Here is a 14,294-nt window from a genome sequence, read left to right on the forward strand (position 1 = left end):
CATGCGTACTGAGCTCATGACGCCTTGTCACAAAGAAATCGCCATGGCTTCACGGTTGATTGATCGCATGGAGGGCTATTGTCGTCCTGAGCCTCTCGCTGGCGTCCCCCACGTCCTGCGTCGACTTCCTTCCCAGCACCAGCGCCCGTCCGGGCGCCGCTGGCGTCTGTCTGCCTGAAGCAACCGAGATCATCCCCATGGCCCGCGCCACCCAGTCCGCTTCACCCGTTGCGATCGCTCCGGTCACGCCCGTGCCGATCGGTACCCGCCGCGGCCATTCGCAACCGCTGGAGCTGCCGGAACTGGTGCAGCGGGTGTTGTTCGTTGCCACCGAGATGGCGGACTTCGTCAAGGCCGGTGGCCTGGGCGACGTAGCTGCGGCCCTGCCGCGTGCGGTGCGCGGTGCGTGTGATTCGCGCGTGCTGCTGCCCGGCTACCCGGAGGTACTGCAGCGCCTGCCACAGCTGCAGCGGGTGGGGCACGTCAGCGCGCGGGCCGGCTTGCCAGCGTGCACGATCGGCATGGCGGTGCAGGCCGACGGCCTTCCGATCTACGTCTTGCTGTCGGCGGAGCTGTACGAGCGTGAGGGCTCGCCCTACGTGGACGGGCAGGGACAGGAGTGGAAGGACAACGCGGTTCGATTCGCCACGCTTTCGCATGCGGCTGCGGAGATTGCGGCCGGGCGTGCCGGGCTGGACTGGTCGCCGCAGCTGCTGCACCTGAATGATTGGCCGGTGGCCATGGCGGCCGCCTACGTGCGTTGGGACCGGACGGCCGTGCCGACCCTGCTGACGATCCACAACCTGGCTTACCAGGGGCTGTTTCCGTACGCGCTTGCACCCGTGCTGGGCGTGCCGGCCGAACACCTGGATGAACTGCACTTCCACGGGCAGATGTCGTTCCTGCAGGGCGGGATCACCAACGCCACGCGCCTGAACACGGTCAGCCTGCGCTACGCGCAGCAGATCACCGCCCCGGATGACGGCTGCGGGCTGCATGATCTGTTGGCGCGTCGCGCGGCCGGCGGGCACCTGAGTGGAATCGTCAACGGCATCGACGCCAGCTGGGACCCGCGCCGCGATATCCATCTCAAGGCCCACTTCGGCATTGGTGAGTGGACCGGGCGCGCCACCAACGCGCATGCGGTGCGCAAGGCGTTCGGCCTGGCGCCGTCGACCGGCCCGCTGTTCGCGGTGGTCTCGCGGCTGGTGCACCAGAAGGGCCTGGACATTACCTGCGACGTGGCACCCCAGATCGTGGCGGCCGGCGGCCAGCTGGTCATCATCGGCGGTGGCGAGCCGCAGGTGGAAGCCCAGGTGCAGGCGCTGGCCCGCCGCTACCCGGGGCGGGTGGGCGCGTTCATCGGGTTCGAGGAAGCGCTGGCCCGCCAGATGTTTGCCGGCGCCGATTTCCTGCTGATGCCTTCACGCTTCGAACCCTGCGGGCTGAGCCAGATGTACGCGCAGCGCTTCGGCTGCCTGCCCATCGCACACGCGACCGGCGGGCTGGTGGATACGGTGGAGGATGGCGTGACCGGATTCCTGTTCCACGGCGCCAATGCCGATGGCCTGCGCCGCTGCGTGGAACGGGCGATGCGCACCTTCCGCCTGCCGGGCCTGCTGCAGGCCATGCGCCGCGCCGCCATGCTGCGGCCGGGTGGCTGGGATGCGGCCGGTCGCGCGTATCTGGCCCTGTACCAGCAGACCTGCCAGGTGGCCGCATGAGCCACGACAGCCTGCATCTGGCCGCCCTGGAGGATGAAGCGATCACGGAGACGGGATTGGATCAGCGTATCGCCCCGGCGCTGGAGGACCTCGTCCACGCGCGCCCGGCCGATGCATTTGCCTGGCTGGGCCCGCATCGCCAGCCAGAAGGCGGACGCCAGCTGCGCGTGCTGGTGCCGCACGCGCCGCGCGTCGAGGTGATTGCAGACGATGGGCAACGCTGGGACCTGTCTCCTGGCCCGTTGCCCGGCCTGTTCGAGGGCGCGGCCGGTGACGCGGCGATACCGCTGCTTGCCCTGCATTTCGAACAGGGCGTGGAGCAGGTGCATGATGCCTATGCGTTCGGTCCACTGTTGGACGAAGCACTGCTGCAGCGGTTCCATGCCGGTGATGCCGATGCGGCGCGGCAGCTGGGGGCGGTGCCGATGCAGGTGCAGGGCATCGCGGGCGTGCGCTTCGCGGTGTGGGCACCCAATGCCCAGCGGGTCGCGGTGGTTGGCGATTTCAATGGATGGGATGGCCGACGCCATCCGATGCGGCTGCGTCACACCGCCGGCGTGTGGGAACTGTTCCTGCCGGGCGTGCAGGCCGGTGCCCGCTACAAATTCCGCATCGTCGGCGCCGACGGCCGGGTGATGCCCGACAAGTTCGATCCGATGGCGCGCTGGGCCGAGCTGCCACCGGCCACCGCTTCGCGGGTGCCTTCGGCGGCGCCGATGCAGTGGCACGATGACGCCTGGTTGGAGGCCCGGCGCCAGGCCGGAACCTGCGCACCGCTGTCCATCTACGAAGTGCATGCCGGCTCCTGGCAGCGCAGCGACGAGGGCGCGCCGCTGGACTGGGACGCCCTGGCCGACCGGTTGATTCCCTACGTGGCCGGGCTGGGCTTCACCCACATCGAGCTGCTGCCGGTCAGCGAGCATCCCTTTGGCGGCTCCTGGGGCTATCAGCCGCTGGGGATCTACGCGCCGACGGCACGCCATGGCACGCCGCAGGCCTTCGCACGCTTCGTGGACCGCTGCCACCAGGCCGGCGTGGGAGTGATCGTGGACTGGGTGAGCGCGCACTTCCCGAACGATGCGCATGGCCTGGCCGGGTTCGATGGCACCGCGCTGTACGAGCATGCCGACCCGCGCGAAGGCGTGCACGCCGACTGGGACACGCTGATCTACAACTACGGCCGCAACGAAGTGGCTGCCTACCTGATCGGCAGTGCCTTGGAGTGGGTGGAGCGGTTCCATATCGACGGTCTGCGCGTGGATGCTGTGGCGTCGATGCTGTACCGGGATTACAGCCGTGCCGAGGGGGAGTGGATACCCAACGAGCAGGGCGGGCGCGAGAACCTGCAGGCGGTCGCGTTCCTGCGGCGGATGAACCAGGCGCTGCGTGAGCGTTTCCCGGATGTGCTGGTGATCGCCGAGGAATCCACCGCGTGGCCGGGGGTGACCGCGCCGGTGGAGGAGGGCGGGCTTGGCTTCACCCACAAATGGAACATGGGCTGGATGCACGACACCCTGCAGTACCTGGGACGCGATCCAGTCCATCGCCAGCATCACCACAGCGAGATCAGCTTCGGCCTGGTCTACGCCTTCTCCGAACGGTTCGTGTTGCCGCTGTCGCATGACGAGGTGGTGCATGGCAAGGGAGCGCTGCTGGCCAAGATGACGGGCGAGCCGGCGCAGCGGCTGGCCCAGCTCCGCGCGTACTACGGTTTCATGTGGGCGCACCCGGGCAGCAAACTGCTGTTCATGGGCGGCGAGTTCGGCCAGGGCCACGAGTGGTCGCACGATGCGGTACTGGACTGGGCACAGGCGGCCAGCAGTGAGGGCCAGGGCCTGTCGCGCCTGGTGCGAGACCTCAACGGCGTGCTCCGCGCCGAACCTGCGTTGCATCGCGACGAGCGTGACGAGCGGGGTTTCGATTGGAGCGTGGCCGATGACAACCGCAACAGCGTCTACGCCTTCATCCGCCGGGATCCGGCCGGTAGCGGCCGCACCCTGCTGGTGGTGAGCAACTTCACTCCGGTACGTCGCGACGGCTACCGGGTCGGCGTGCCGCACCCGGGGCGTTGGAGCGAACGGCTCAACACCGACAGCGCGTATTACGGTGGCGGCAATGCGGGAAACCTCGGTGCAGTGCATACCGAGTCGAGGCCGATGCACGGCCACGCGCAGTCGCTGCGGCTCACGCTGCCGCCGCTTTCCACGCTGTACCTGCAGGTTGATGCATGACGGCAGTAACGCCGCGCCTGGGCGCATGGCCTGTGGCTGGTGACAGGGTGGAGTTCCGTGTGTGGGCACCGGACGCCAGGATGGTGGCGCTGTGCCTGCGCGGCACGCAACAGCCGATGCAACGTGACCCGGACGGCTGCCACTGGCTGCGGACACCGGCATCGCATGGCGACCGCTACCGTTTTCGCCTTCCTTCCGGCCAGGACGTGCCCGACCCGGCCTCGCGCTGGCAGCCGGACGGCATCGACGGAGACAGCGCGGTCGTGCTGGACACGGCCATGGCGCAACCCGCTTGGCGCGGGCATGCCTGGCAGGATCTGGTGATCTATGAAGCACACATCGAGGCCGGCGGCGGCTTCGCGGCGTTGGCCGCGCAGCTGCCGATGCTGGCCGCGCTGGGCATCACCGCCATTGAACTGATGCCGGTCGCGCAGTTTCCCGGCCAGCGCAACTGGGGCTACGACGGCGTGTTCCCGTATGCGCCGGCCCATGCCTATGGCGGGCCGGCAGCGCTGAGGGCCTTCATCGAAGCGGCGCACGATGCAGGGCTGTCGGTGCTGCTGGATGTGGTCTACAACCACTTCGGACCACAGGGCAACCACTTGCGCGACTACGCGCGCGGGTTCTTCCGTGACGACCGCAGCACGCCGTGGGGCGAGGCCATCGACTTCCGCCAGCCCTGGGTGCGGCGCTTTTTCATCGACAACGCGCTGATGTGGTTGCGCGACTACGGCTTCGATGGCCTGCGCCTGGACGCGGTGCACGCCATTGACGATGACCGTTTCCTCCAGCAGCTGGCCGATGAGGTACGTGCGGTGGCCCCGCACGCGCACCTGGTGCTGGAGAACGAGCGCAACCAGGCGCGGTGGCTGCGCGGCGCCTACCAGGGGCAGTGGAACGATGACTTCCACAATGCGCTGCACGTGATGCTGACCGGCGAGCAGGAGGGCTATTACGCGGCCTATGCCGGTCGCGCCGAAGCACTGCTGGCGCGCTGCCTGGCCGAAGGATTCGCCTGGCAGGGTGAACCGGACCTGCGCGGCGATCCCCGCGGCGAACCCAGCGCCGACCTGTCGCCCGCGCGTTTTGTGGTATTCGCGCAGAACCATGACCAGGTGGGCAACCGCGCTCTCGGCGAGCGCCTGTCGATGCTGACCGATCCTGCGCGGCTGCGTGCGGCGCTGGCGTTGACCCTGCTGACGCCGATGATCCCGCTGCTGTTCATGGGCGAACCGTGGCAGGCGCAATCGCCGTTCCTGTTCTTCACCGACTACGCGCCGCCGCTGGACGAGGCGGTGCGCGAAGGGCGTCGCCGCGAGTTCGCTGGTTTCAGCGCCTTTGCCGACGCCGCCGCGCGCGCGCGTATTCCCGACCCGAACGACCCGGCCACCCTGCAGGCGTCCTACACGTCGCCGCCCGGCGATGATCACTGGTCGCAGCACTGGCTGCACTGCACGAGCGGGTTTCTGGCACTGCGCAGGCGCTATCTGCAGCCCGGGTTGCTGCAGGCGCGGTCGTTGGGTGCGCGCGTGCTGGGCGAAGGCGCGGTGCAGGCGGGCTGGCAGCTGCCGTCGGGCCAGTGGTGGATCGCGGTCAATGTCGGCCCGTCGCCGGTGGTGCATGCGATGCCGGCCGGGGAGCACGTTGTAGGGCCGGACGCTGCCACGTTGCTGCCCGCAGGCGGCGGCGTGCTTGCCTGTTGGGTCGCCGCATGAGGACCGATGCGGCGGTTCTGGAGGCGGCACGGCGCGCGGGCCTGCTGGTTTGCTGGACCGACGTGGCCGGTGTCGAGCGCGAGGTCGCACCGGACGTGCTGCGCGCGGTGCTGGAGGGGCTGCAGGGCGATGCAGCGCTCGAGCACGGTGGCCTGCGCACGGCCTGCTGTGGACAGCTGCTGGCGATGCCGGACGCAGCCGGCGCAGCGTGCTGGGTGGATGAGCATGGCGCCGTGCTGCCGGCACGCGCCGATGCGCAAGGGCGCTGGCGCGTGCCGGACCAGCCGGGTTACTGGCAGTGGCGCCGGGGCGACCGGCAACAGGCGGTTGCGGTGGCGCCACAACGTGCCTGGTGGCCGCAGGGCACGCTGCGCGGCTGGGGCCTGTCGGCGCAGGTCTACAGCCTTCGCGCCTCTTGCGACGCTGGCATCGGTGACAGCGCCGGCTGTGCACGATGGAGCGAACTGCTGCACCGTCACGGCGGCGATGCAGTGGCGTTGAGCCCGCTGCATGCCGGCTTGCCACCTGGGCCAGGCTACAGCCCCTATTCGCCCAGCGACCGGCACTGGCTCGATCCACTGCAGGTGTCCCTGCCGCAGGTACTGCCGGAGGCAGCCGACGCCGTGCTGGCTGAAGACCAAGCACTGGCGACGGCAGTTGCAGCCGCCACCGCAGCGCGCCGCATCGACTGGCCGCACTCGGCGGCGTTGAAGTGGCGCTGGCTGCGCCAGGTGCACCAGTGGCTGCGGCAGCAGGCGCCGGCACAGTGCGAACAGATGCAGACGTGGCGCGATGCGCAAGGCGAACCCCTGCTGCGCTATTGCCAGCACGCCGCCGACCGGTTCACTGGAAGCGCCGACGACCATGCGTTTGCGCAATGGTTGGCGCGGCAGGGCTGGGCGCAGGTGCAGGCGGGATTGCGCATCGACGGCGCGTCGATCGGGCTGATCGCGGATCTGGCGGTGGGTTGCGCACCGCAGGGCGTCGAGGCGCGGACCGGCGGCGACCAACTGCTGCAGGGCCTTGAACTGGGCGCGCCGCCGGATGCGTTCAATCCGCTGGGCCAGGCCTGGGGTATCACCAGCTGGTCACCCTTCGCCCTGCAGCGCGAGGGCTTTGAGCCGTTCATCCGCGTGCTGCGCGCTGTGATGGCCGGCCGTGGCGGGCTGCGCATCGACCATATCCTTGGCCTGCAGCGCCTGTGGGTGCTTCCCCGCGGGGCGGGCGCCGGGCAGGGCGTTTACCTGCGCTATCCGTTCGATGATCTGATCAACCTGCTGGTGCTGGAATCGTGGCGGCATCGCTGCGTGCTGATTGGTGAAGACCTGGGCGTGGTGCCGCCGGGCGTTCGCCAGCGGCTGGCAGCCCGCGGCATCCTGGGCATCGAGGTGCTGCCGTTCGCCCGCAACGGTGAGCGCTTCCTGCCGGCGCCACGGTGGCGCCGCGATGCGGTGGCCATGCCCTCCACCCATGATCTGCCACCGCTGTCCGGCTGGCTGCACGGGCGCGACCTGCGCTGGCGTGCCCGCCTGGGTGAGCTGAGCGGGCTTCCGTCGGCGCTGCACGCGCGCTCCAGAGAGGTCCAGGCGCTGTCCGCAGTCGCCCGGGGCGAGGGGGCCACGCTTGAAGCGCGTGCGCTGTCGCTGGTCGCGCACGCATCGTCACGGCTGGCGCTGCTCCCGCTGGAAGACGCCCTGGGCAGTCGCGCGCAGGTGAACCTGCCGGGCACCGTCGACGGCCATCCCAATTGGCGCCGACGGCTGCCGCTGGCGTGGGACCAGGACGCGGCCGACGCGCGTATTGCCCGGTTCAGCGCCACGCGGAGGAAGGAGCAGCGATGACTCCGTTGCGTGCCACCGTGCGCCTCCAATTGCATGCAGGCTTCGACCTCGGGGCCGCCGCGGCGCAGGTGCCGTATTACGCCGCGCTGGGCGTCAGCCACCTTTACCTGTCGCCTGTCGCCGCCGCGCTGCCCGGGTCTACGCATGGCTACGATGGCATCGACCCGGCCCGCATCAATCCGGAACTGGGCGGCGAAGAAGCCTTCCGGCAACTGGCTACGGCGACGCGGGCGCACGGCATGGGCCTGATTCTGGACATCGTACCCAACCATCTGGCGGCTTCCCCGCACAGCCATTGGTGGAGCGATGTGCTGATGCACGGGCGTCGGAGCCCGCACGCAGACTGGTTTGACATCGACTGGGAGGCGCCGGGCTGCGAGGGCCGGCTGTGGCTGCCTGTGCTGGACCGGCCGTTGCACGACGCGGTGCGCGATGGCGTCGTGCGCGTGGTGGTGGACAAGGCGCGGCCCGTGCTGCGCCATCATGGGCTGGCGTTGCCGTTGTCGCCGCGCAGCCATCCACTGGACCCCGCGCAGTGGCCGGCGTGGGCCGAGCGCTGCAACCGCAGCGTTGAACGGCTGCATACCCTGCTGCAGCGGCAGCACTACCGGCTGGCCTGGTGGCGCACGGCGGGCGATCAGGTGAATTACCGGCGCTTTTTCGATATCAATGAACTGGCCGCGCTGCGGGTGGAGCGCGACGACGTGTTCGAGGCGGTGCATGCGCTGCCGCTGCGGCTGGTGCGTGAGGGATGGGTTGACGGCCTGCGCGTCGACCATGTGGATGGCCTGTCGCGTCCGGGCGCCTACCTGCAGCGCCTGCGTGAATCGATCAGGACGGCGTGCGCGGCCGGCGACCGTGATCCGCAGGCGGTGAGCCTGCATGTGGAGAAGATACTGGCCGAGGGCGAGCAGCTGCCCGACAGCTGGGCCTGCGACGGTACCACCGGCTATGACTTCATGGACCAGACCGGTGCCTGGTTGCACGATCCGGCGGCTGCCCCCGCGCTCTCGCGCACGTGGCAGGCGCTGGGCGGTGACTCGCGCAGCTTTGACCGGATTCAGCAGGACGCTCGCGGCATGATGTTGCGCCAGGGCCTTCACGCAGACTTCCAGCGGCTGCTGCGCAGTGCGCAGCAGGTCCTGCAGCCCCGGCTGGCCGAGGCCGATATCGGAGTGGCTGCGCTGGCACGCGCATTGGCTTCATTGCTGCGGCATTACCGCACCTACCGGCCCTATTCGCTGGAGGGGGCGGGTGAACGAAAGGCGCTGGTGGACGCTGCCGGTGCTGCGCGCGAGGCGCTGGACGGTGCCGCACGCGCCGCGCTGGATCTGCTGCTGCAGGCACTTCCCGGCCAGGCGCCGGCTGAAACCGAGCTGCGCGTACGGTTCGGGCAGCTGGCCGCGCCGCTGAATGCCAAGTCGGTGGAAGATACCGGGTTCTATCGCTATTTCAGGCTGCTGTCGCGCAACGAAGTCGGCAGTGATCCGCAGCGGCTGGGCATGGAAGGGCGCGAGCTGCTGGAACATGCAGCCGGGCGCCTGCGGCGCCATCCCAGGGCGCTGCTTGCGCTGGCCACCCACGATCACAAGCGCGGGGCCGACAGCCGGGCACGGCTGGCGGTTCTCAGTACCTGCACGGTCGAGTGGCGGGACGCGGTGCGGCGCTGGAGCCGGATGGCGACCCACGCCGGCGCGCCGATGCCGTTGCCGGGTGCCGAGACCTATGCGCTATGGCAGGCGCTCGTCGCCGCGTGGCCGATGCACGGTACCCCCGGCGCCGACTTCGCATCGAGGATGGTGCAATGGCTGACCAAGGCATTGCGCGAGGGTAAACGGGTCAGCAGCTGGTCCGATCCCAACGTGGCCGTGGAGGAGGCCGCCGCGCAGTGGCTGCACGCGCTGCTGGATGGAGCGCCATTGCAGCCGGTGCGGGAGGCGCTGGCGACGTTCGTGGCGCGCATCGCGCCGGCGGGCGCCTGCAACGGCCTGGCACAGCTGTGCCTGCAGCACTGCCTGCCCGGCGTGCCCGACCTCTACCAGGGCGGCGAAGGCTGGGACCTGAGCCTGGTGGACCCGGACAACCGGTACGCGGTGGACTATCCGGCGCGGCACGCGTGGCTGCGTGATGCGCGCGGGTGGCCCGCGCTGCTGGATGACTGGCGGGACGGTGGGATCAAGGCATTCCTGCTCCGGCAGTTGCTCGATTGCCGCCGCAGGCACCCGCATCTTTTCCTGCACGGCGCGCTGCAGCCGCTGTCCGCGCCTGCGCGCTCGCCGTGGCTGGCGTTCACGCGCAGGCATCAGGCGCAGGTGCTGCTGGTGGTCGTACGGCGAAGTTCGCCCACCACCATGCCGGGGCCCAGCCTGCACATTCCGCGCGACGTCGGCAGCGGCGTGACGCTGCGTGGGCTGCCGGCAGGCCCCATGCGCAATGTCCTGGACGGGCGCATCGAACATTTCAACGCAACCGCGGACGTGGCCGGGCTTCTGGCTGGCAGCCCGTTGGCGATATGGATCAACGAGGAGACAGGTAGGGATGGACAGCAGGGAACGACGGCAGCGGATTGAGGCACTTGCCCACCAGATCTGGGAGGCAGAAGGGCGCCCGGACGACCAGCAGCAACGGCACTGGCACATGGCCGAGCGGCTGGTGGAAGCCGAGATTGCCGCCGCGCGCGGGGAGGAGGGCACTGATGGCGAGCCGTAAGTGGACGCAGACCTCGCGGGTGCGCGAAGGCCGGCCGTTCCCGCTGGGGGCGACCTGGGACGGATTGGGTGTGAACTTCGCGCTGTACTCGCGGCACGCCACGCGGGTGGAACTCTGCCTGTTCGATGGACGCAACCGCGAAGTGGAACGCATCGCGCTGCCCGAGTACACCAACGAGATCTGGCATGGTTACCTGCCGGACGTGCGGCCCGGGCAGCGTTACGGCTACCGGGTGCACGGCCCGTATGCGCCGGAAGAGGGCCATCGCTTCAATCCCAACAAGCTGCTGCTGGACCCCTACGCCAAGCAGATCGTCGGCGAACTGAAGTGGGCCCCCCACCTGTTCGGCTACACCCTGGGTCACCGCGATGGCGATCTCAGTTTCGACCGCCGCGACAGCGCCAGCTACATGCCGCGCTGCGCCGTGATTGACCCGGCCTTCAGCTGGGGTGTCGAGCGTGCACCTGCCACGCCCTGGGACCGGACCGTGATCTACGAAGCGCATGTGCGCGGGCTGACCATGCAGCATCCCGATGTCCCGCAGGCCGAGCGTGGCACCTTCTCTGCCCTGCGCCATGACGCAGTGGTCGACCACCTCAGCCATCTGGGCGTGACCGCCATCGAACTGCTACCCGTGCACGCATACGTCGATGACCAGCAGCTGCTCGAGCGCGGGCTGCGCAATTACTGGGGGTACAACACCATCGGCTTCTTCGCGCCGCAGCCTCGCTACCTGTCGCTGGGCATCGTGGCCGAGTTCAAGCAGATGGTCGCGCGGCTGCACAATGCCGGCATCGAAGTGATCCTGGACGTGGTCTACAACCACACCGCCGAAGGCAATGAGCTGGGCCCTACGCTGTCCTTCAAGGGCATCGACAACGCCAGCTACTACCGCCTGGCCGATGATCGCCGCTACTACATCAACGATACCGGCACCGGAAATACGTTCGACCTGACCAATGCCGGTGCGCTGCGCATGGTCATGGACTCTCTGCGCTACTGGGTGACCGAGATGCGGGTGGATGGGTTCCGCTTCGACCTGGCAACCATCCTCGGCCGCGAACGGCATGGCTTCGACGCCTCGGGCAGCTTCCTCGATGCGGTACGCCAGGACCCGATCCTGAGCCAGGTGAAGCTGATTGCCGAGCCATGGGACATCGGCCCGGGCGGCTACCAGCTGGGCCAGTTTCCGCCGGGCTGGGCCGAATGGAACGACCGCTTCCGCGACACGGTGCGCGCGCTGTGGCGTGGCGATGGCGGGCAGCTGGCGGAGTTTGCCACGCGCTTCACCGGCTCGGCCGACCTGTTCGAACACCACGGCAGGCGGCCGTCGGCCAGCATCAATCTGGTGACGGCGCATGATGGATTCACCCTGCACGATCTGGTCAGCTACAACGATCGCCACAACGAGGCCAACGGCGAGGACAACCGTGACGGCCACTCGCACAACCTTTCCAGCAACCACGGCGTGGAGGGAGACACCGATGATGCGGCGATCCTTTCGTTGCGTGCGCGGCAGATGCGCAACCTGCTGGCCACGCTGCTGCTCGCGCAGGGCACGCCGATGCTGCTCGCCGGGGATGAGTTCGGCCATTCGCAGCAGGGCAACAACAACGCCTACTGCCAGGACAATCCACTGAGCTGGATCGACTGGGAGCGCGCAGCATTGCCGGCTGCACAGGCGCAGGTGGCGTTCGTGCGGCGGGCGCTGTCACTGCGCCGGCGCTACGGCCTGCTGCGCCGGAACCGGTTCCTGCGCGGCGAGTACGATGAGGCGCTGGGCCTGCGCGATATCGACTGGCGGCATCCCGATGGTCGCGGCATGGAGGAAGCGGACTGGCATGACGCAGGGCTGCGTGCGCTGCTGATCGTGCTGGACGGTCGCAGTCCGGACAGTGGCCTGCGCGAGCCCGGGCGGCATGTCAGCCTGGCCCTGCTGTTGAACGCCGGGGAGCAGCCGCAGCGGTTCTGTGTGTCAGACGACGCCCTGTCGTTCCGGCGCGTACTCCTGCAGACCGACGAAACGCCGTTGGAGCCGGATGAGGAAGGCGCCTGGACGCTGCCGCCGCGCAGCCTGTGCCTGCTGGCGGCAAGCAGCAGCGCGTGATTGCACTGCTGCGCCACTACGGTGCGCCGGGCGTTGCCCGGCGTACCGGTAGCTACCCCACCAGATAGCGCAACACACCCGCCGAGACCACGCCGATCAGCACGGTCGGGAGCATCGACAGCCGCGTGGCGGCCAGCAGGGTAATGGCCAGCGCGGCCAGGTCGGCGGGTTTGTCGGCAACGAAGTCCGGGGCGATCACCGAGATCAGCACGCAGCCCGGCGCGGCTTCCATCACCGTCACCGCACGTTTGCTCAGGGTGCGGTTGCGCAACGCCAGGAAGCCGACGATGCGGGTCAGGTAGGTGGCGGCGGCCATCAGCACGATGGTCAGTACCGAGGTCCAGTGGATCAGGCCATTGAAGATCATGCTGCGTCCTCCGCCAGCAGCCAGGCTGCGGCCAGGCCGGCCAGTGCGCCGCTGGCCACGTACCACGCGCCCGGGACCAGCAGATAAGTGGCGGCGGCCACGACCAGGCTGACCAGCCACGGCCGCGCCGCCTTCATGCCCTGCCACATGCCGCGCAGCAGCACCAGGAACACGGCGGGGAAGGCCATGTCGAAACCATAGGCGTGGATGTCGCCCAACAGCGGCCCGATGATCGCGCCGAGTGCGGTGCAGGCCACCCAGACCGTGTACAGGCCTGCCGACACGCCCAGGTAGTAGGCCAGGCTGAAGCCAAGCGCGCGCCGGCGCGCATCGGCCACGCCCATCGCCCAGCTTTCGTCGCACATGAAGAACAGGGCCGGCAGCACGCGTCGGCGCGGCAGGTGCTGGAGCAGCGGGGCCAGGCTGGCGCCCATCAGCAGGTGGCGGCTGTTGACCAGGGCGGTGATGGCCACGATCAGCGCGATGTGCGGTGGCGAGGTCCACAGTTCGACGGCGGCGAACTCCGAGCCACCAGCGAAGTTGAGACCGGTCATCAGCGGTACTTCCAGTGCGCTCAGGCCCTTCTGGGCCGCCTGCGCACCGAGCACCAGGGCAAACGGAATGAAGCCGATCATCACCGGCACGGCGGCGCGCAGGCCGCGCAGGAATTCGGCACGCGGGGCGGTATCGCAGGTGGCGGGCGGGGGGAGGGTGGTACGGGCGTCCATGGAACGGCACAACAAGGTGGGGGTGGCCCATGCTAGCGGTCCAATCACGAAATCGGGTTGCGTTGATGCCACTTGATTCTGGATGAGTGATATTTCATGCGGCCAGAAGCGAAACGGGTGAAATCCCATGCAGTACCAGCTCGACAACCTCGATCGGCGCATCCTCGACGCCCTGCAGCGCGACGGTCGCCTGCAGAACCTGGAGCTGGCTCGCCTGGTCGGGCTGTCGCCGTCGGCCTGTCTGCGCCGGGTGCGGTTGCTGGAGGAGGGCGGCTACATCGACCGCTATGTGGCCTTGTTGAACGAGGCCAAGGTGGGCCGTGGCTTCACGGTGTTCGTGCGGGTGTGGCTGCGGGGGCAGGACGAGGACACCACCAATCACTTCATCAACAGCATCAAGTCGTTCCCGGAAGTGCTGGAATGCCATCTGATGGCCGGTGACTGCGATTTCCTGCTGCGGGTGGCGGTGGCGGACCTTGATGCCTACCGGCAGTTCCAGATGCAGCATCTGAACCGGATCGCCGGGGTGCAGAACACCAAGACGGAGATTCCGATGCAGCGGATCAAGCAGACGACCCAGCTGCCGCTTTGAGGGATGGGGTTTGCGGCCGGGTTGCACCCGGCACCCGCGGGTAGTGCCGGCCGCTGGCCGGCAACCTCAACAGCAACAGCAACAGCGGGCCTGCTGAGGGATGGCGGGGTGGGTCCGGTTGCGGGGGACGCTGCAAGTCCCCCTCCGGGGCCCGGCCCAGCCGCTGGCGGCTGTGCGTTCGGGCGCTTGCGAAGCAGTGCTTCGCAAGCAAAGCGCCCTCACCCATGTAAGCTCGGTCGCCGCTTGCTCGTGTGCGCTGTCCTGCGCACACGGCAAGACC

10 protein-coding genes are annotated in these 14,294 nt (G+C 68.9%); 8 read left to right on the forward strand and 2 right to left on the reverse strand.

Annotated elements, in window-relative coordinates; genetic code table 11:
* The first annotated feature begins 197 nt into the window (after positions 1-197).
* Genes glgA through glgX form a run of 7 tightly spaced genes read left to right on the forward strand, consistent with a single transcriptional unit; the run spans position 198 to position 12,327 of the window.
* Positions 198-1,724, forward strand: coding sequence for a glycogen synthase GlgA (gene glgA / locus AC5P65_RS09195; protein ID WP_019659881.1), 1,527 nt, complete (start codon positions 198-200; stop codon positions 1,722-1,724).
* Positions 1,721-3,955: a 1,4-alpha-glucan branching enzyme gene (locus tag AC5P65_RS09200; protein ID WP_111098112.1), complete on the forward strand. Its 2,235-nt coding sequence runs from the start codon at positions 1,721-1,723 to the stop codon at positions 3,953-3,955. Before glgA ends, AC5P65_RS09200 begins: the two co-directional genes overlap by 4 nt.
* Positions 3,952-5,670 (forward strand): malto-oligosyltrehalose trehalohydrolase, encoded by a 1,719-nt coding sequence (gene treZ / locus AC5P65_RS09205; RefSeq protein WP_495230927.1) that lies wholly within the window; start codon positions 3,952-3,954, stop codon positions 5,668-5,670. Before AC5P65_RS09200 ends, treZ begins: the two co-directional genes overlap by 4 nt.
* Complete coding sequence (locus AC5P65_RS09210) at positions 5,667-7,511, forward strand: 4-alpha-glucanotransferase (protein ID WP_495215512.1); 1,845 nt, start codon at positions 5,667-5,669, stop codon at positions 7,509-7,511. Before treZ ends, AC5P65_RS09210 begins: the two co-directional genes overlap by 4 nt.
* Positions 7,508-10,081, forward strand: coding sequence for a malto-oligosyltrehalose synthase (gene treY / locus AC5P65_RS09215; protein ID WP_180832553.1), 2,574 nt, complete (start codon positions 7,508-7,510; stop codon positions 10,079-10,081). The genes AC5P65_RS09210 and treY overlap by 4 nt, the downstream gene beginning before the upstream one ends.
* Positions 10,050-10,220, forward strand: a complete 171-nt coding sequence (locus tag AC5P65_RS09220) for a DUF2934 domain-containing protein (protein WP_080352942.1) — start codon at positions 10,050-10,052, stop codon at positions 10,218-10,220. Before treY ends, AC5P65_RS09220 begins: the two co-directional genes overlap by 32 nt.
* Positions 10,207-12,327: a glycogen debranching protein GlgX gene (gene glgX, locus AC5P65_RS09225; protein WP_171952994.1), complete on the forward strand. Its 2,121-nt coding sequence runs from the start codon at positions 10,207-10,209 to the stop codon at positions 12,325-12,327. Before AC5P65_RS09220 ends, glgX begins: the two co-directional genes overlap by 14 nt.
* A gap of 52 nt (positions 12,328-12,379) precedes the next feature.
* On the opposite strand, the gene AC5P65_RS09230 is transcribed toward glgX, so the two are convergent.
* A complete protein-coding gene (locus AC5P65_RS09230; RefSeq protein WP_111102601.1) occupies positions 12,380-12,694 on the reverse strand; it encodes an AzlD family protein in 315 nt (104 codons plus the stop codon).
* On the reverse strand, positions 12,691-13,422 hold the full coding sequence (locus AC5P65_RS09235; protein ID WP_019659873.1) for an AzlC family ABC transporter permease: 732 nt from the start codon (positions 13,420-13,422) through the stop codon (positions 12,691-12,693). Before AC5P65_RS09235 ends, AC5P65_RS09230 begins: the two co-directional genes overlap by 4 nt.
* Before the next feature lie 127 nt (positions 13,423-13,549).
* Between AC5P65_RS09235 and AC5P65_RS09240 the strand changes: the two genes are divergently transcribed.
* On the forward strand, positions 13,550-14,014 hold the full coding sequence (locus tag AC5P65_RS09240; RefSeq protein WP_005413654.1) for an Lrp/AsnC family transcriptional regulator: 465 nt from the start codon (positions 13,550-13,552) through the stop codon (positions 14,012-14,014).
* Positions 14,015-14,294 lie beyond the last annotated feature (280 nt).

Source organism: Stenotrophomonas sp. YJH_SMC_48-3, from assembly GCF_059369375.1.